Source organism: Cohnella xylanilytica (genome assembly GCF_014212175.1).
Taxonomy (GTDB): Bacteria; Bacillota; Bacilli; order Paenibacillales; family Paenibacillaceae; genus Cohnella; species Cohnella xylanilytica.
The window spans coordinates 1-18,462 of sequence record NZ_JACJVR010000010.1; the positions used below are offsets into that span (position 1 = coordinate 1).

Annotated in this window: 20 protein-coding genes; all 20 read left to right on the top strand. The window is 60.4% G+C overall.

Annotated elements, in window-relative coordinates; translation table 11 throughout:
• The first annotated feature begins 297 nt into the window (after window positions 1–297).
• The 20 genes from H7B90_RS03250 (at window position 298) to H7B90_RS03345 (ending at window position 18,443) form a co-directional block, all read left to right on the top strand.
• Complete coding sequence (locus H7B90_RS03250) at window positions 298–657, top strand: GntR family transcriptional regulator (RefSeq protein WP_185134443.1); 360 nt, start codon at window positions 298–300, stop codon at window positions 655–657.
• Complete coding sequence (locus H7B90_RS03255) at window positions 654–1,547, top strand: ABC transporter ATP-binding protein (RefSeq protein WP_185134444.1); 894 nt, start codon at window positions 654–656, stop codon at window positions 1,545–1,547. The genes H7B90_RS03250 and H7B90_RS03255 overlap by 4 nt, the downstream gene beginning before the upstream one ends.
• A gap of 140 nt (window positions 1,548–1,687) precedes the next feature.
• The gene (locus H7B90_RS03260) at window positions 1,688–2,239 is read left to right on the top strand and encodes a hypothetical protein (protein WP_185134445.1); all 552 of its coding nucleotides are present in this window, start codon (window positions 1,688–1,690) and stop codon (window positions 2,237–2,239) included.
• A 135-nt stretch (window positions 2,240–2,374) separates the two neighbouring features.
• The gene (locus H7B90_RS03265) at window positions 2,375–3,070 is read left to right on the top strand and encodes an ABC transporter ATP-binding protein (protein WP_185134446.1); all 696 of its coding nucleotides are present in this window, start codon (window positions 2,375–2,377) and stop codon (window positions 3,068–3,070) included.
• Entirely contained in the window at window positions 3,067–4,374 is a 1,308-nt protein-coding gene (locus tag H7B90_RS03270) for an ABC transporter permease (RefSeq protein WP_185134447.1), read from the top strand. Before H7B90_RS03265 ends, H7B90_RS03270 begins: the two co-directional genes overlap by 4 nt.
• A gap of 15 nt (window positions 4,375–4,389) precedes the next feature.
• Entirely contained in the window at window positions 4,390–5,469 is a 1,080-nt protein-coding gene (locus H7B90_RS03275; protein ID WP_185134448.1) for an efflux RND transporter periplasmic adaptor subunit, read from the top strand.
• A 133-nt stretch (window positions 5,470–5,602) separates the two neighbouring features.
• On the top strand, window positions 5,603–6,565 hold the full coding sequence (locus H7B90_RS03280) for a sigma-E processing peptidase SpoIIGA (RefSeq protein WP_185134449.1): 963 nt from the start codon (window positions 5,603–5,605) through the stop codon (window positions 6,563–6,565).
• Window positions 6,566–6,601: 36 nt separating this feature from the next.
• Window positions 6,602–7,303 carry an RNA polymerase sporulation sigma factor SigE gene (gene sigE / locus H7B90_RS03285; RefSeq protein ID WP_221481901.1) on the top strand — a complete coding sequence of 234 codons (702 nt, stop codon included), beginning with the start codon at window positions 6,602–6,604 and terminating at the stop codon, window positions 7,301–7,303.
• Window positions 7,304–7,367: 64 nt separating this feature from the next.
• Entirely contained in the window at window positions 7,368–8,150 is a 783-nt protein-coding gene (gene sigG, locus H7B90_RS03290) for an RNA polymerase sporulation sigma factor SigG (protein ID WP_185134451.1), read from the top strand.
• 160 nt (window positions 8,151–8,310) lie between these two features.
• Window positions 8,311–8,586, top strand: coding sequence for a YlmC/YmxH family sporulation protein (locus H7B90_RS03295; protein WP_185134452.1), 276 nt, complete (start codon window positions 8,311–8,313; stop codon window positions 8,584–8,586).
• 65 nt (window positions 8,587–8,651) lie between these two features.
• Window positions 8,652–9,512: a peptidoglycan editing factor PgeF gene (gene pgeF / locus H7B90_RS03300; RefSeq protein WP_185134453.1), complete on the top strand. Its 861-nt coding sequence runs from the start codon at window positions 8,652–8,654 to the stop codon at window positions 9,510–9,512.
• 8 nt (window positions 9,513–9,520) lie between these two features.
• Window positions 9,521–10,213, top strand: a complete 693-nt coding sequence (locus H7B90_RS03305) for a YggS family pyridoxal phosphate-dependent enzyme (RefSeq protein ID WP_185134454.1) — start codon at window positions 9,521–9,523, stop codon at window positions 10,211–10,213.
• 74 nt (window positions 10,214–10,287) lie between these two features.
• Window positions 10,288–10,749: a cell division protein SepF gene (locus H7B90_RS03310; RefSeq protein ID WP_185134455.1), complete on the top strand. Its 462-nt coding sequence runs from the start codon at window positions 10,288–10,290 to the stop codon at window positions 10,747–10,749.
• 7 nt (window positions 10,750–10,756) lie between these two features.
• Window positions 10,757–11,026 (top strand): YggT family protein, encoded by a 270-nt coding sequence (locus tag H7B90_RS03315; protein WP_185134456.1) that lies wholly within the window; start codon window positions 10,757–10,759, stop codon window positions 11,024–11,026.
• A gap of 45 nt (window positions 11,027–11,071) precedes the next feature.
• Entirely contained in the window at window positions 11,072–11,857 is a 786-nt protein-coding gene (locus H7B90_RS03320; RefSeq protein ID WP_185134457.1) for a YlmH family RNA-binding protein, read from the top strand.
• A gap of 76 nt (window positions 11,858–11,933) precedes the next feature.
• Entirely contained in the window at window positions 11,934–12,422 is a 489-nt protein-coding gene (locus H7B90_RS03325) for a DivIVA domain-containing protein (protein ID WP_185134458.1), read from the top strand.
• A gap of 312 nt (window positions 12,423–12,734) precedes the next feature.
• Window positions 12,735–14,576: a sensor histidine kinase gene (locus H7B90_RS03330; RefSeq protein WP_185134459.1), complete on the top strand. Its 1,842-nt coding sequence runs from the start codon at window positions 12,735–12,737 to the stop codon at window positions 14,574–14,576.
• Window positions 14,577–16,313, top strand: coding sequence for a response regulator transcription factor (locus H7B90_RS03335; protein ID WP_185134460.1), 1,737 nt, complete (start codon window positions 14,577–14,579; stop codon window positions 16,311–16,313). It begins immediately after the preceding gene.
• Between the two features lie 144 nt (window positions 16,314–16,457).
• Window positions 16,458–17,408 (top strand): ABC transporter permease, encoded by a 951-nt coding sequence (locus H7B90_RS03340; RefSeq protein WP_185134461.1) that lies wholly within the window; start codon window positions 16,458–16,460, stop codon window positions 17,406–17,408.
• 99 nt (window positions 17,409–17,507) lie between these two features.
• Complete coding sequence (locus H7B90_RS03345; protein WP_246578618.1) at window positions 17,508–18,443, top strand: carbohydrate ABC transporter permease; 936 nt, start codon at window positions 17,508–17,510, stop codon at window positions 18,441–18,443.
• Window positions 18,444–18,462 lie beyond the last annotated feature (19 nt).

Consider the following 18,462-nt stretch of genomic DNA (forward strand, 5'->3'; position numbering starts at 1 on the left):
CTGAGCGGAGGGGATAGCGGTATGAGGAGCAGGAAATTCGGAGACTCCCGATGGAGTGAAGGGGATGAGGGCACGAAGGACAGAGAAGAAGGGAACGATCTGAGCTAGCGGGAGAGCGGTTATAAGGAGCGGGAAGGCGATGACGAACGCCGCGAGGCCTTCCGAGAAAAGCTAAGAAAGAGGAATGCCTATTGACGGGAAGCTTCGTTGGCTATATAGTTAGATACATGAGTAATGAACCAACAAACATGGCAAGATACGAACGAACAAATAAATAGCGGAAGGCGGTGAAAGGAAATGGACGACAGTCGCCCGATATTCGTGCAGATCGCCGAGAAGATCGAGAACGACATTATCGAAGGGATTCTTCCGGAGGAGTCTCAGGTGCCCTCCACCAACCAGTTCGCGGCGTTCTATCAGATCAATCCGGCTACGGCTGCGAAGGGAGTCAATCTGCTGGTCGACGAAGGGATTCTATATAAGAAAAGAGGGATCGGAATGTTCGTGAAGGAAGGGGCTCGGGCGGTGCTGGTCGAGAAGCGCAAGGAGCAGTTCTACGATCAATACGTGATCGCGATGTTAAGAGAAGCGGAGAAGCTCGGGATTACGCGGGATGAACTCGAGACGATGATTCGGAGAGGGGAGAAAATCGGATGAGCGCGATTGTGGAAGTAAGACGCTTGAACAAGTCCTTCGGCAGCGTGGCGGCGCTTAGCGATGTCAACTTCCGGCTGGAGCCGGGCAAAATCTACGGGCTTCTCGGCCGGAACGGGGCGGGGAAGACGACGCTCATGCATCTGTTGACGGCGCAGAACTTCGCCACGAGCGGAGAGATCCGGGTGTTCGGAGAGGAGCCGTACGAGAACGAGAAGGTGCTCAGCCGGATCTGCTTCATCAAGGAGAGCCAGAAGTATCCGGACACGTTCCGCGTTAAAGACGTGTTCCAGGCCGCCTCGGAAATCTTCGCGAACTGGGACTGGGAATTCGCCTACTCGCTCGCGGAGGATTTCCGGCTTCCCCTCAACCGCTTGGTGAAGAAGCTGTCGAGAGGAATGCTCTCCTCGGTCGGCATCGTCGTCGGGCTTGCCAGCCGCGCTCCTTTGACGATTTTCGACGAGCCGTACTTGGGATTGGACGCGGTCGCGCGTTCGCTGTTCTACGACCGGTTGATCGAGGATTACGGGGAGAATCCCCGCACGGTTATCCTGTCTACCCACTTGATCGACGAAGTGAGCAAGCTGCTCGAGCACGTTCTCGTCATCGACGGCGGCAAGCTGATCCTGGACGAGGAGACCGACGAGCTACGCGGCAGAGCTTATTCGGTGGCGGGCCCCGCGGACAAGGTGGAAGCGTTCGCGAAGGGAAAAAGGGTCATTCACCGGGAACCGTTCGGCGGCTTGACGTCCGCGTCCATTCTCGGCTCCGGGACGGGGACGGACCGGGAGGAAGCCGCGCGTAGCGGATTGGAGATCGCGCCTGTCTCGCTGCAGCAGTTGATCGTGCATCTGACGCGGACGGATCGCCCGTCCGGACAAGGGAGGGAATAAAACGATGAATCGAGCGGTCGGCGTCATCCGCATGCAGCTGCGGGATAAATGGTTATGGATTTACATGCCTTGGCTTATCCTGGCCCTCTCGTTTGCCATCAATTTCGCGATCCGTTTTTTCGCCAGAGGAGAGGTAAGAGATGTACACCGGAGCCCTCTCTTCGCTCTACGGCTTTATATTCGTCAACGGCATCATGACGATAACTCAATGGTTCTCGTTCTCGATCGGGCTTAGCGTGCGCAGGATCGACTTTTTCAAAGGCACGACTTCCCTCGCCGTCTTTCTATGTGCACTTTATTCCGTTATTTTGTACGTTCTTGCACTTGCGGAGGAGTCTACAAGCGGTTGGGGCGTTCAAATGCACTTCTTCTCCATTCCCTGGTTCAGCGATGGAACGGAGATCGAGCGGATCTGGGTTCTGTTCAGCCTCATGCTCCATCTGTACTTCCTCGGATTGATATTCGCCAGCTGGCATCGGAGATTCGGCCGCAACGCCTTGTTCTTCTTGATCGTCTTTCTAGCGCTTGCCCTGACCGTAGTCGCCTACCTTTTCACGTATTACGAGATCTGGGAAGAAGCATGGGAATGGATTCGCTCGATGAGCGCGGCGGGGGTGTTCGGTTGGCTGGCCATACCGACCGTCCTGTATGCCTTCTTCTCTTACCTGCTCATTCGCAGAGCGACAGCCTGAATCAGCGAATAGACAGAACGAAGCCTATGATTCCGATCATAGGCTTTTCTGTCGACTTTTTTCGGAAAACTAACAAATTTGTAAGACTTTCTTAAGGAATCTTCCGTTAAAATAGTTTGGAAAGGGAGGGATACGATGCTGGTCATCGAGCAATTGTCGCATAGCTTCCTGAACGGGGGAGAGAGAACCTCCGTCCTGGACGGTATCGACCTGCGCGTCGAGAAGAGGGAGGTCGTCGCTCTGCTCGGAAGCTCCGGGTCCGGCAAGTCGACGCTGCTGAATCTGATGGCGGGGCTGATGAAGCCGACCGAAGGTTCGATCCGAATCGACGGCGAATCGATCGAGCGCATGAACGAGAATCGGCTGGCGGAGTTCAGACGCCGCCATATCGGGTTTATTTTCCAATCGTACGAGCTTATTCCTCACCTCTCGGTGCTCGAGAACGTGGCGCTGCCTCTCGTCTTCCAAGGGATGAAGCCGAAGGAACGCAAGGAGAAGGCCGAGCGGCTGCTGACTCTCGTCGGGCTCGGCGAGAAGCTGTCGATGTTCCCCTCCCAGCTGTCGGGGGGCCAGCAGCAGCGGGTGAGCATCGCGAGATCGCTCGTGACGGAGCCGTCCATCGTGTTCGCGGACGAGCCTACCGGCAATCTCGACACGAAGACGGAGAAGGACATCATCGATCTGCTGCTGACGTTGAACCGGGAGCTCGGGATTACGTTCGTCATCGTCACGCACGAGCACGAGGTGGCCTTGCGGGCGCATCGCATCATCCGGCTCCGGGACGGCAGGCTGGTCTCCCAAGAGGAATACGAGGGGGAAGAGGACGGATGAGGCTGCAAGATTACATAAGCCTGGGCTGGGATCAGCTGAAGAGGCGCATGGTGGTGACGCTGCTCTGCGCCATGGGAATCGCGATCGGCTCCGCGGCCATCATCGTCGCGCTGGCGTTCGGCGAATCGATTACGCATTATGCCAAAGTGCAAATGAATTCTTTTCTGAAAATGGACGAAATCCACGTATCGGCGAACGGAGGCGGCCGTTCGGTAGAGGGAAGCTCCGTTCAGGAAGGGCTCACCGCCCCGAAGATCGAGCTGATTCGCAAGCTTCCGCACGTCCGCAGCGCGGCCTTGTTCCGGACGATCGATTACCTGTCGTTTAAGGTCGACGACACGAAGCAGGGAGGGCTAAGGCTCGTCCAAGCGGATCTGGACAAGCTGGCGGAATACGGATTCGAGTTCGGCCAAGGCTCCCCGTCGGCGCAGGACAACGCCATCGTCATTACCTATGCCGCGACCTTCGATCTGTTCGATACGAGACTGGCCCAACTGCAGGCGCAGGGAGGAGACGTCGGCGATTCCCGCGACCGGCTTAGAGTGTCCTATCCGTTATATCAAAAGCGGCTTATTCTGACCCAGACGATCGCCGACGCCAATGGGATCGTGCAGAAGACGAACGAGTACCCGGTGCGCGTCGTCGCCGTTCTGAAGAAGCCGGAAGGAACGGTCGGCTACGAAGGAGAGAGCATCGGCTACATCTCCGAAGGCTTGGCGGAGCGGATCATGGAAGGCGCCAAAGCCGGGAGAGACGGGCGCACGGCGCAGGAGCCGGAGCTCGTCATCAAGGTCGACCAGCCCTCCAACGTCGCCGGAGTCGAATCGCTTATCCGGAAGCTGAACCTGCAGACGCAATCCAATATTCACTACGAGAAAGAGACGAACGACCAGTTCCGGATCATCCGGTTCATCTTCGGAGGGGCGGGGGCGTTCATTCTGTTCGTCGCTTCGATCTCGATCGTGGTGGCGATGACGATGTCGACCTACCAGCGCCGCCGGCAGATCGGAATCATGAAGGTGCTGGGGGCCAATCTGAAGCAGATCCGCAACATGTTCATCGTGGAATCGGCGCTGCTCGGCGTCGTCGGAGGACTGGCGGGCATTCTGTTCTCCTATTGGGTCATCTGGGCGATCAATATCGTGCTGCAGCGATTCGCGGAGAGCGACGAGATTCTGTTCATCAGCTTGTGGATACTGCCCGTCGGGCTGCTCTTCGCGCTTCTGACGGGCGTGGCGTCGGGCATCTATCCGGCGGTGAAGGCTTCGAGAACCGACGCGTTAACCGCGATCAAACGAGATTAGGGACGGGGATATTCGATGAGAAGCAAACGAAAATGGCTATTCGCGGCCGCGATTGTCGTCGCCGCTCTAATAACGGCGTTCCTGTACATGCAGACCCGAACGGCGGGCTCGCGCGGGGAGCAGGCTTCCGGATCGGCCCAGCCGAACGTGATCCGGCTTCAGGCGACGAAGGAGGACATCTCGAACAAGATCGAGGTGAAGGGCAAATCGTCGTACGCGAACGAGAAGTGGGTATACGCTCCGTTCGCGTCCGAGGTGAAGAGCTGGAACGTGAAGGACGGCGCGCAGGTGCGTCAGGGAGACGTCCTGTTCGAGCTGGACGATTCCGAGATCCGCAGCGCCATCGCGCTGAAGGAAGCCGGCCTGCGCAAGCAGCAGATCGACCGGAAGCTGAGCGACATCGAGGCTCGCCTCGCGGATGCGAAGCCGGACGAGCAGCTCGGCGACGAGAGCGGCGCCTTCGACCGGTACGCCGGCCGAGAGAAGAAGCAGGCCGAGCGGGAGCTGGCCGACGTGCAGATGGAGCTCGACCGGAAGGAGATCCAGGCGAGCGAGAAGAAGCTCGCGGAAGCGTCGTTCAAGGCGCCGCGGAGCGGGATCTTCCTGTTCGAGGGGACGAAGGAGCCGCAGCGCGTCGATACCGAAGAGCCGATCGGGAAGATCGTCGACATCTCCAAGCTGCAGCTGATCTCGGCGGTCGGAGAATACGACGTGTTCCGCATCAAGCCGGGCATGGAAGTCAAAGTGAAGGCGGACGCGCTTAAGGAGACGACGCTGAAGGGCAAGGTCGAGCAGGTGTCCAAATTCGCCAAGTCCGGCACCGATCCGGCGCAGTTCGAGGTCGTCGTCTCGCTCGAGGAGCGGCCGGAGATGATCGCGGGCCTGAGCCTGGTCGGCACGATCGAGACGGAGAGCAAGAAGGACGTCGTCGTCGTTCCGACGCTCGCGGTCATGCGCGACGACGACGGATATTACGTCTATGTCGAACGGAACGGAGCGGTCGAGAAGCAGCCGATCAAGATCGGCCTGGAGACGCCGGAGAAGACGGAAGTGATCGGGGGAATTCGGGAAGGCGACACCGTCGTCCTGCAATAAGCCGACAAAAAAACAGGGGGATAGGCGGCGGATTTAGACAGACACCGAAGAGGATTCGGATTATACTGGGTTCATCCATCCCGGCCTTGATCCCTTAAGAGGCGTTCCGGGCGAAGAAGGATGGCGAATCCGGATGACCGTGTACGTGGATTTGGTATTCCTAACGAACCTGGCCGTCGACGGTACGGTGCTGCTCACGACCGCCAAGGCGCGCAGGCTTCGACCCAGACGGCGCCGCATCGCCCTCTCCGCGGGGCTGGGCGCCGTTTACGCGGCCGCGATGTTCATGGCCAGCGTCCCTTATCTCTACAGCTTCGGAGCGAAGGTTCTCGTCTCCGCCGCGATGGTGCTGTGCGCGTTCGGATACGGAGGACCGGTTCGCTTCCTGCGGTTGTTCGCCACGTTCTATCTCGTGAACTTCGCGACGCTCGGCGGCGTTCTCGGCATCGCCTTCCTGCTGAGACAATCGGGCGATCCGTGGGGCGGCATGACGTTCACCCCGGACGGGGGCCTGCTGCTCGACTGGCGCCTGCAGCTCGGCCTGTTCGCGGCGTCGTTCGCCTTGTCGGTCTGGCTGTTCCGCAGCGCCTCGTCGAGCGCGGAGCGGACGAGTCGGCTGGACGCGCTCGTCGTCGACGTGACGGTCACGGTCCAAGGCGAGAGCTGGACCTGCCGCGGCCTGGTCGATACGGGCAACCGCCTGTACGATCCGCTCACGCGGGTTCCGGTCCTGATTCTGGAAGCCTCCGTGTGGAAGGATCGCCTTCCCGCCGGATGGGCCGACCGGCTCCGCGGCGAACCGGCCGACAAGCTGATCGCCGAGCTCGGCGGGAACGGGGACGACGGGTACGCCTGGGGAGACCGACTCCGGCTCGTTCCCTACCGCGGAGTGAACGGCAATACCAAGCTGCTGCTCGCCGTCAAGCCCGACTCGGTCCATATCGGACGCGGCGGTTCCGAAGCCCGCGCCTACAACCGGGTTCTGATCGGATTGGACGGAGGCTCCTTGTCTCCGGACGGATCGTACCGCGCCATCGTGCATCCCGACCTGGGCATGTCCGACTCCGCGGACGCGATCCCATCCCAGCCTGCGTGACAGGAGGTTGAAGAAGTGCTCGTTAAGTTAAGGCTGATGTCCCAACTGACGCTCTATCGCCTGTTGTTCAAGCTAGGATGGAAGAGCGAGGAAGTGTACTACATCGGAGGCAGCGAAGCGCTCCCGCCTCCGCTCACCCGCGAGGAAGAGGAATACCTGCTGGAACGGTTGCCGACGGGGGACGCCGCGATCCGCGCGATGCTGATCGAGCGCAATCTCCGTCTCGTCGTCTATATCGCCCGCAAGTTCGAGAATACCGGCATCCATATCGAGGATCTCGTGTCCATCGGGGCGATCGGGCTCATCAAGGCGGTCAACACGTTCGACCCGGAGAAGAAGATCAAGCTGGCCACGTACGCGTCCCGCTGCATCGAGAACGAGATTCTCATGTATTTGCGCCGCAACAGCAAGACCCGCACGGAAGTGAGCTTCGACGAGCCGCTCAACATCGACTGGGACGGCAACGAGCTCCTGCTGTCGGACGTGCTCGGCACCGAGAACGACACGATCTACCGCAACATCGAGGAGCAGGTCGACCGCAAGCTGCTGCACAAGGCGCTCGACAAGCTGACCGACCGCGAGCGCACGATCATGGAGCTTCGCTTCGGCCTTGCCGACGGGGAGGAGAAGACCCAGAAGGACGTCGCCGACCTTCTCGGCATTTCGCAATCATACATTTCCAGGCTGGAAAAACGGATTATCAAGCGGCTGAGGAAGGAATTCAACAAAATGGTGTGACCGAATAAAAAGCCCTCCCCCGGAGATACTTTACATTAACGCTGCTCCCCGGGAGGAATTCGCCTTGACCCGCAACAAAGTGGAGATTTGTGGAGTGGACACCTCAAAGCTGCCCGTCCTCACCAACGCCGAAATGAGGGAATTGTTTACCGCTCTGCAAACCCGAGGGGAACTGGAAGCCCGGGAAAAATTGGTCAACGGCAACCTGCGTCTCGTCCTGAGCGTCATCCAGCGGTTCAACAATCGCGGGGAATTCGTGGACGACCTGTTCCAGGTCGGCTGCATCGGATTGATGAAGGCCATCGACAACTTCGACCTCGGCCAGAACGTCCGGTTCTCGACGTACGCCGTGCCGATGATCATCGGGGAGATCCGCCGGTATCTGAGAGACAACAATCCGATCCGCGTCTCCCGGAGCCTGAGGGACATCGCCTACAAGGCGCTGCAGGTCCGCGACCAATTGACCAACCAGCATTCCCGCGAACCGACGATTCTCGAGATCTCCGAGGCGCTGAACGTGCCGAAGGAGGACATCGTCTTCGCGCTCGACGCGATCCAGGATCCCGTCTCCCTGTTCGAGCCGATCTATCACGACGGGGGCGACCCGATCTACGTGATGGACCAGATCAGCGACGAGCGGAACAAGGACATTCAGTGGATCGAGGAGATCGCGCTTCGGGAAGCGATGAGGAAGCTGAACGAGCGCGAGAAGATGATTCTGTCGATGAGGTTCTTCGAGGGCAAGACGCAGATGGAGGTCGCCGACGAGATCGGCATCTCCCAGGCGCAGGTGTCCCGGCTCGAGAAGTCGGCCATCCAGCAGATGCAAAAACACGTGAAGACGTAACCGGAAGCGGGCGCGGGGCGCCCGCTTTTTTATGCTGCGCGCGGGGTTCCGTCCGTCTGCCGGGAGAGAGGGATAAGCGCAACAATTGATGTCCTTTCCGCCCAGTCCGAACATATACTGGTACGAGAAGAGACCAGCGGAGAAAGCGGGGAGGCGTCGCATGAAAATATCCGATTTCCAGACGAAGGACGTCATCAATATCGTGGACGGCAAAAAGCTCGGGCAGGTGAGCGACCTGGAGCTCGACTTGCGGCAAGGCCGGATCGATTCGATCGTCGTTCCGACGGTCAGCCGGTTCTTCGGCATGTTCGGAGGAGGCAACGACGTGGTCATCCCGTGGCGGAACATCGTCAAGATCGGCGCCGACGTCGTGCTCGTCCGGCTGGACGACGCCAAGTCGTACCGCCAGGAAGAAGCCGAGGGAGCCGGCCGGTGAGGCCGGGCTCCCTTCTCTTCCCGTCGGCGCCGGCCCTGTGATACACTTGGGGCGGAGGTGGGAGGATGGAGCCCTTCAAGCTAACGGATTACGAGGACAACGACGGATCTTCCCCGGTTCTTCTGCGGCTGGATCGATGGGAGCAGCGGGAAGGATTGACGGCCGGCTTCACGACCCGCATCGGCGGCGTCAGCTCGGCCCCGAGGAACTCGCTCAATACGGCCCTTCACGTCGGGGACGACTCCGAGGACGTCGTCGCGAACCGCCGCAGGGTGGCCGAGGCGCTCGGCTGGGAGTTCTCGGCGTGGACGTGCGCCGAGCAGGTGCACGGCAATCGCGTGCACGTCGTCGCGGCCGCCGACAAGGGGAGCGGCAGCCTGGATAGGGCGTCCGCGATCCAAGAGGCCGACGCTCTCGTCGCGAACGAGCCCGGCGTGCTGCTCGTCATGTATTTCGCGGACTGCGTTCCGCTTTATTTCTACGATCCCGAATCGGGAGCCGTCGGTCTGGCCCACGCGGGCTGGAAGGGCACGGTGCTTGACGTCGCGGCCGAGACCGTGCGGGCGATGGGCGAGCGGTTCGGCTCGCGTCCGGAGGCGCTGCTCGGCGCGATCGGACCGTCGATCGGCGCCTGCTGCTACGAGGTGGACGAGGCCGTCCTGAAGCACGTGCGGCCGCTCGCGGAAGCGGTCGGAGCGGGCGCCGCGGGAGGCGAAGGCGCCTTCCATACGCCGACAGGGAACGGGCGCGCGCGGCTCGACTTGAAAGAAATGAACCGACACCTTATGATAAAAGCAGGAATTTTGCCGAGCCGCATCGAATTGACAACGTGGTGCACCGGTTGCCGCACCGATCTTTTTTTCTCCCATCGGATGGAGAACGGGGCGACCGGACGGATGATGAGCTGGCTCGGGAAGAAGGGGTGAACGCTTCCGTGGCGTTGCAAGACCGGATCCGGGACGTGGAACGCAGAATCGAGGAAGCTTGCCGCAGAAGCGGGAGAAGCCGCCGGGAAGTGAACGTCGTCGCCGTCACCAAGTACGTCTCCGCCCAGACGGCGGCGAACGCCGTCGCGCACGGGATCCGGCATCTCGGCGAGAACCGCTGGCCGGATTCCGAAGAGAAGTGGCGGCTGCTCCAGGGACAAGCCGCGTTCCACTACATCGGCTCGCTACAGACGAGGAAAGTCAAGGATGTCGTCGGCAAGTTCGACTACATACATTCGCTGGACCGGCTCTCGCTCGCGGAGGAGATCCAGAAGCGGGCGTCGGCGCTCGGCATCGACGTTCCGTGCTTCGTGCAAGTGAACGTAAGCGGGGAAGAGTCCAAGCACGGCCTAAGCCCGGAGGAGCTGGAAGGCTTCGCCGCCGCGATCCGGGGGCTGAGCCGCGTGAAGCCGATCGGCCTCATGACGATGGCTCCGCTCGAGAGCGAAGCGGAGGAGACGCGCCCGGTGTTCCGGCGGCTTCGCGAGCTGAGAGACGAGCTGAACGCGAAGGAAGCCTTCGCGGCCCCGATCGCCGAGCTGTCGATGGGCATGTCGGGCGACTTCGAGGTGGCGATCGAAGAAGGGGCCACATGGGTCAGGCTCGGCACGGTCCTCGTGGGTATAGAAGAGGAAGCGTGACTGACGCGAAGGAAGCCGGATTCGGGGGCCGCCAGGCGGCCGCGCCCGGTCGGCCTAATTGAGGAGGGATCTTGATGAGCGTCGTGAACAAATTTTTGAACTATCTCGGGTTGCAGGATGAGGAAGCGGATGCCCCGGCCGACCGGGATCGGGAACGCATGGGCGTCGAAGACGAACCGGAAGTTGAAACTTCTCCGTTCGAAGCCCGTAAACAATCCAGTAAGAACAATATCGTTAGCATTCATTCGCAGAAGAATGTGCGTGTCGTCCTGGCGGAACCGCGTACGTACGACGAGGCCCAGGAGATCGCCGACCATCTGAAGTCCCGCCGTTCCGTCGTCGTGAACCTGCAGCGGGTTAGACGGGAGCAGGCGTGCCGGATCGTCGACTTCCTCAGCGGCACGGTGTACGCGCTCGGAGGACATATCTCCAAAGTCGGCCCGAATATTTTCCTCTGCACGCCGGATTCCGTGGAGATTACGGGTACGATCTCGGAGATGATGGCGGAGGAAGCCGACTATTCGAAAATGAGGTGACCCCGGATTGGATGAATTGGCAAGCTATATTTGGCTGCTGTACAACATTTACTTTTACATGATTCTCATTTACGTGCTCATGTCTTGGGTGCCCGCCGTCAGAGAGAGCTTCGTCGGCGAGCTGCTGGGCAAGGTTACGGAGCCGTATTTGCAGATTTTCCGCCGGTTCATCCCGCCGATCGGAGGCGTGCTCGACATCTCGCCGATCATCGCGCTGTTCGCCTTGCGATTTATCGCCATGGGGCTAATCGCGGTTCTGGATATGTTCATCCGCTAGCGGAATCGGACATGCGAAGGAATCGCCCGAAAGGACAGAACGAACATGCCGCATAACGAGCTTTACGCGCACTTCCATCCCGACGAGCGAGCGTTCGTCGACCGCGCCTGGGAGTGGGTCGAGAGGGCCGCCGAACTTCATGAGGTTCGGCGTACCGACTTCCTCGACCCCCGCCAGGCGCATATTTTGTTTACGCTCGCGAACCGCCACCCCGACGCCGCCATCCGGCTGGACGGGGGGAGCCCGGACGCGGAGCGCCGGCGCGCCATCGTCGCGCCGGACTACCGCCCGCTCGAGGACGAGCCGATCGGCATCTCCGTGCTGGCGGTCTCCTCGGACGACCGCCGCATCGCCGATCTCGACCACGGGGACTACCTCGGGGCGCTGCTCGGCCTCGGCATCAAGCGCGAGAAGATCGGCGATCTGCACGTCCGCGAGGACGGCTGCCACGCGCTCATCGCCGAGGAGATCGGCGACTTCCTGCGCACGCACTTAAGGCAGGTGCACCGCGCCGAAGTGTCCGCGTCCGTGCTTCCGCTCGAACAGCTGATCGAGGTGAAGCCCGAGCTCGAGGAGACGGTTCTCTCCGTCGCTTCGATGAGGCTCGACGGCGTCGCCAGCGACGCGTTCCGGCTGAGCCGCGCGAAGATCGTCGACCCGATCCGCGCCGGCCGCTGCCGCGTGAACTGGAAGACGGTCGAGGATCCGTCCGTCCCTCTCTCGGAAGGAGACGTCGTCTCGCTGAAGGGGTTCGGCCGCTTCAAGGTGCTCGCCGTCGAAGGCGTGTCCAAAAGCGGCAGAATCCGCGCGAGAATCGGAAAATTTGTATAGCCGCCGGGAGGAATTTGACATCTCTCGTCGAAATGAGTGAGTGAACATACACGGACTGGGATCAGGAGGTACGTTAATGCCACTTACTCCATTGGACATTCACAACAAGGAATTCGGCAGACGTCTTCGCGGGTACGACGAAGACGAGGTGAACGAATTTCTCGATCAGATTATTAAAGACTACGAAGCGATGATCCGCGAGAATAAGGACCTGCAGAGCCAACTGCAGGCGCTTCAGGAGAAGCTCGGCCATTTCGCCAACATCGAGGAGACGCTCAGCAAGACGATCATCGTCGCGCAGGAAGCGGCGGACGAGCTGAAGGGCAACGCGAAGAAGGAAGCCCAGCTGATCGTCAAGGAAGCGGAGAAGAACGCCGACCGCATTATCAACGAGTCGCTCGTGAAGTCGCGCAAGGTCGCCATGGAAGTGGAAGAGCTGAAGAAGCAGGCCGCCATCTACCGCGCCCGGTTCCGCGCCTTGGTCGAGACGCAGCTCGACCTGCTCAACCAGGACGGGTGGGAAGCGCTCGACGTTCAGGAGCCCCGCGCCCGCGAGCTGGAGTAAGCGTATCGTCTCATGGGCAGCCTCGCCGGCATTCCTTTGATCACGATAGACGATTATACAAGTGAGGTATGTTCTGTGCGCGAATACGCGCCGAGCATGCCTCTTTTTTTGATGCCGCATTTTTCATTATCGAATCGATGGGACGAGAGAGTTCTCCTTATGGGAGATTTGTGATTTAATCTTGGTAGGAAGTCAATGATTTACATAGCACGTCCAAGCAAGGCCGCCAACCGACGATTCAGTCGGCGGATGGGTTCCAACCGTTCCATCCGTCTTCGGCCGACGATAGCGGGGAGGGGAGTGGGAACTGACATGAGGTTCGGTCCGAGCGGCGTGCGCCGAATGTTCTCGCAGAACATCCAATTCCGTCTTACGTGTTATTTTCTTGTCCTGCTGCTCCCGTTGACGGCCGTCGGCATGTATGCGGTCGAGCAGTCCAAGCACGTCCTGTACGACCAGGCGGTCGAACGTTCGCAGTTGGCGCTCTCTTCCACGATGGACAGCCTCGATATGACGCTTCTTAACGTGGAGCAGCTATCCACCATTATCGCGACCGATCCGACTATTATCACCTTGCTCGAGGGCAGCGTCGACAGCTTGACGCCCAGGTCGATCGCGGATTTTGCCCAGATTCTTAAACAGCTGTCCAATATCAAATTAAGCAATCAATTTGTTCAGAAAATTTCGATTTATCACGAAGCTTCCAATACGCTGCTGACGACAGGGTACGGCGCGCGGCAGCCGGAGACGGAGGAGCGGCAGTGGCTGACGGATACGGTGAACCGCATCGGCTCGGGCATTCTGTACGAATCCGGGCGAGCCGGTACGGGAGGGGCCGCCGCGGGAGTTCAATCGGTCTTTAACGACGGCCTGTCGCTCGTTCGCTCGATGGACCTGTACAACCATCGCAGGCAGCCGAATGCGCTGATCATCTCGCTGGACCCGTCGGAGCTGCGGGCCGCGGTCAAGTCGCTGCTGCCCTCGGCGAACGCCTACGTGTCGCTGTACGGCCAGGATGGGAGCCTGATCGTCGGCGAAGGCAGCGCCGAGACGGCGGAAGCCGCCGCGCGGGGCGGTCCGGGGCTGCTGTCCGTCACGATTCGTTCCAACTATTCGAACTGGCAGATGACGCTCTCGCAACCGAAGCGCGAGGTATTCCGGCGAACCGAATCGATCCAATGGTACCTGTATATGATCGCCGGCCTTAGCGTCGTGCTGGCTTTTATCATCTCCTGGACGGTGTACAAGGGAATCGCCTCCCCGGTCAAGAAGCTGATGCAGGGGATGAAGCAGATCAGCGCAGGCATGCTTGACGTGAGGATCGATTACAAGCGCGCGGACGAGCTCGGCTTCTTGACCGAGACGTTTAACCGAATGACGCTTAACCAGAAGAATCTGATCGAGAATCATTATGAGCAGCAGCTGCATCTGGCGCAGACCGAACTGAAGTTTCTGCAATCGCAGATCAATCCGCATTTTCTGTACAACACGCTGGACTCGATTTACTGGACGTCGCAAAACTACGAGGCGGAGGAGATCGGGGAGATGGTGCTTAACCTGTCCAAGTTCTTCCGGCTGAGCCTGAACAAAGGCAACGACGTCTTCACGGTGAAGATGAGCATCGAGCATCTGAACTATTACGTGCGCATTCAGCAGCTCAAGTTCTTGGGCAGCTTCGAGGTGGAATATCGGATCGATCCGGAGGCGGAGGAAGTGCCGATGCTGAAGCTGCTGCTGCAGCCGATCGTGGAGAACGCGATTCTGCACGGCATGGAGGGCCGCAGCGAGGGAGGCCGGCTCCTGGTCGTCGGGCGGCTTGACGGCGCGTTCCTGGAGCTGTCGGTCGCCGACAACGGCAAGGGGATGACGGAGGAGCGGATCGAATACATCCGGAGCGAGCTGGGGGAATTGCGCCGGCGTCCGATCCGTCTGCTGTCGCTCCATCCGGAGAAGAACGACCTGTTCGGTTTGCGCAACGTGATGACCCGGATTCGCCTCTGTTACGGAGAAGAAGCCGACCTGGCCATCGAGAGCCGGGAAGGAGAAGGGACGAGGACGATCGTGCGTCTGCCGCTGGAGCGCTGCCGATACGACGTGTACGCGCAAGCTTCCCGCGAAGCGGCCGGCTCGAAGGGAAGAGAGGAGGCGTCTTAGATGAATTTGATGATTGTGGAGGACGAAGCCCGGCTGCGGCTGTCGCTGGCGGGAGCCATTCCGTGGGAGGAACACGGCATCGAGGTTGTGGCGCTGGCGTCGAACGGCAAGGAGGCGCTGCAGCTGTTCGAGCGGAAGAAGCCGGACATTCTTCTGCTCGACGTGCAGATGCCGGAGATGGACGGCTTGACGCTAGTCCGCCTTCTGAGGGAGAGGGACGCCTTCCTGAAAACGATCATTTTAAGCGGGCACGACAACTTCGCGTACGCGCAGCAGGCGATGGAGTCGGGAGTTACCCAGTATTTGCTCAAGCCCGCGGGAGAACGGGACATTCTCGAGGCGGTCGCGGGCGCGGCGAGGGAGCTTCGCCAGGAGCTGGACCGCCGCTACAACGAGGAGCTGCTGAGGCAGAAGTGGATCGATCACCTGCCGCAGCTGCGGGCGGCCTTCTTCGAGCGGCTGCTGCGAGGCTCGTTCCGGCCGGGCGAGGCGCAGCGCCAAGGCGCCGAGTACGGCCTGACGCTTCCGGAGGGCGCGCGATACGCGGTTGCCGTCGTTGACGCGGAGCCGGCGGGGGAGACGCTCGGAACGGGGGCGGGGGGTACGAGGACGGACGGTGCGAGGACGGACGGTGTAGGGACGGACGATGCAAAGGCGGACGATGCAAAGGCGGACGGGGCCAAGGCGGATGGCGAAGCCCTGGGCGGCGGAGACAGAGCGCGTCCGGTCGATCCCGCTCGCGCGCGGTTCTCCGTCTATCTGCTCGCCCAGGCGCTGCTGTCGGATGCGGATTGCTGGCCGTTCCTGGACGGACAAGGTTATTTGGCGATTATTTTTACCGTTGCTCCGGACACGGATGCGCAGCAAGGGCTATTGGGCCTTCAGGCGCTTGTCGATAAGCTGCTGAACCGGGCCCGGGAAGGGCTGGGCCTCGTCTGCAGCGCGGGGATCGGAGGCTCCGCGGAGCCTCTTGGCGAGCTGAACCGGCTGTATGCCGAAGCCTGTCTCGCGCTGCAGGACCGCATCGTGTACGGTCCGGGAATCGCGATTCCCTATCGCGAGCCCGATACCTGCGGCGCGATTGCAACCGCCCTGCCTCCGCTCAGCGGCGATCAGGAGAAGGCGCTCGAGATCGCGCTGGAGCTCGGCGATGCCGAGGCGGCGGGCCGGGCGCTGGAGGAGATGTGGCTTGGCGGCTTGGAAGAAGCCGATACGGCTGACGAGATCATGGAAGGCGTTCTCTATATCGCCAGCCAGCTCGTGCGTTTCGTGCAGAAGCAAGGACTTGCGATCAAGGAGGTGCTGGGAGACCATTACGCCTCGTTCCTGAATCCGAGCCAGCTGACGACCCGCGATAAGATCCGCGCCTGGCTGGAGAGCAGCACGGCCGAGATCGCCGCCTACCAGGCCCGGCGCCGCAAGTCGAGCCGCCACCAGTTCGTCGAGACGCTGCTTCGCATCGCGCAGGAGGAGATCGATCAGGAGGTGACGCTGCATACGGCCGCTGAACGGTTGTTCGTGAATCCGTCGTACTTGAGCCGCCTGTTCAAGCAGGAGATGGGGCAGACGTTCTCGGCGTACGTGCTGGAGCTGAAGATGGAGAAGGCCAAGGCGGCGTTGTCCGATGGGGCCAAAGTGTATGACGCCGCGCGTATGGTCGGCTACCGCGACGTCAGCTATTTCACGAAGGTCTTCCGCAAGTACTGGGGCGTGACGCCGGGCGGAATGAAGCCGTAACGAGCCATAACGGACGGCTCCGCCTCCTCCCGATCCAACAACAAATTACCAAAAAGGGTCATGAGCCTCCTCTACAAGCTCGGCGTTTCCCCCTCTACACTTATAACCAAGGAATCGATCAAGACCAGTCCGAGGGGGAGACGCATGACGAACCGAAATCCGCACTCCGCAACCGCGCCGCAGCCGAGCAGACGGTCGGTCTGCAAGAACATTCGCGCCGACCGGGAGCTCTACTTGCTCCTCCTGCCGGGCATCGCCGTGCTGCTGCTGTTCAAGTACACTCCGATGTACGGCGTCCTGATCGCGTTCAAGGACTACAGCATTTTCGACGGGATGGGGGGCAGCCCCTGGGTCGGGATGGACAATTTCCGCAAGCTGTTCGAATCCGACGACTTCCTGCTCGTGCTTCGCAATACGGTCGAGATTAGCCTGCTCAAGCTCGTATTCCTCTTTCCGCTGCCTATTATCGCCGCCATTTTGCTGAATGAATTACGGCAGCTGGCCTTCCGCAAGGCGGTGCAAACCGTCATCTACCTTCCTCATTTTCTTTCCTGGATCATTATCAGCGGCTTGTTCATCGACCTTCTGTCGATTAACGGCGGGCTGGTCAACAAGCTGCTCGGCTCATTCGGCATCGAGCCGATTCCCTTCTTCTTAAGCAACGCCTACTTCCGCGGCGTGCTCGTCACGACGGCCGGCTGGAAGGAGACGGGCTGGAGCACCATCGTCTATCTCGCGGCCTTCTCCACCATCGACCCCGGCTTGTACGAAGCGGCGCGGATGGACGGAGCCGGGAGGTGGAAGCGGATTTGGCACGTTACGCTGCCGGGCATCTCGCCCGTTATCGTGCTGATGCTCATCCTGCGGCTAGGCAGCATGTTCACGGGCGACACCGAACAGATTCTGGCGATGTACAACTCTACCGTCTACAAGTCGTCCGATATCATCGGCACGTACGTGTACCGGATGGGCCTCGGCAAGCAGGAGTACAGCTTCACGACGGCCGTCGGCTTGTTCGAATCGGTCATCGGCTTCGCGCTGATCCTCTCCGGCAACTATCTGAGCCGCAAATATTTGCGGCGGGGCATCTGGTGACGATTCCGACAATCGTCTGATCAGCCTTGACTTAGCCGACAACCGGCCCTATCAGCCTCCGGCTGACTTGTTAACGGTTGCGGGAAGGAGGAGAACTTCATGGATAGCTTGACGCCGCGGATGCCGACGTCCGCGCAGGCGAAGCGTCGCAGGAGGGACATTCGCCGCTCTTGGCCGGAGAAGCTTTTCGACGTCTGCAATTATACGCTGTTCGTGCTGCTCGGCCTGTCGACGCTGCTCCCGTTCGTCAACCTGCTCGCCAAGTCGCTCAGCAGCGAAGCGGCGGTCGTCGCCGGGAGGGTGAACCTGCTGCCGATCGACCTGCAGCTCGGTACGTATCGCTACGTGCTGGAGGATGACGCGTTCATGGGCGCTCTGCGCGTCTCGCTCTTGCTGACCGTGCTCGGCACGGCGCTTAGCCTGCTGGTGACGACGCTGACCGCCTACCCCTTGTCCAAGCCCCGGCTCGCCGGTCGCAAATGGCTGCTGCTGATCTTCATCTTCACCATGCTGTTCAGCGGCGGTCTTATCCCGACCTATCTGCTCATGCACAATCTTCATCTCGTCAATACGCTGCCGGCGCTGTTCCTGCCTTCGATGGTCAATGTGTTCAACATGCTGGTCATTAAAAACTACTTCGAAGGGCTGCCCGACAGCCTGGAGGAATCCGCCAAGCTGGATGGAGCCGGGCATATCCGGATTCTGCTGTCCATCTATTTGCCGCTGTCGCTGCCGGTGCTGGCGACGATCGCGCTGTTTTTCGCGGTTTTCTTCTGGAACGATTATTTCAACGCGATGATTTATATCTCCACGCCCAGCCTGAAGCCGCTGCAGCTGTTCCTGAAGGAGCTTCTGGTGTCCTCCAGCGACTTTCTGCGCAACGCGACCCTGAACCCGGACCAGGCGTTGAATACGGCTCCGCAGTCGATTCAAGCCGCTTCCATCCTGCTCGCGACGGTTCCGATTCTGCTCGTGTATCCGTTCCTGCAAAAATATTTCGTCAAAGGCGTGCTGGTCGGATCGGTCAAAGAATAGAGGGTCTCCGAAGGAGGTG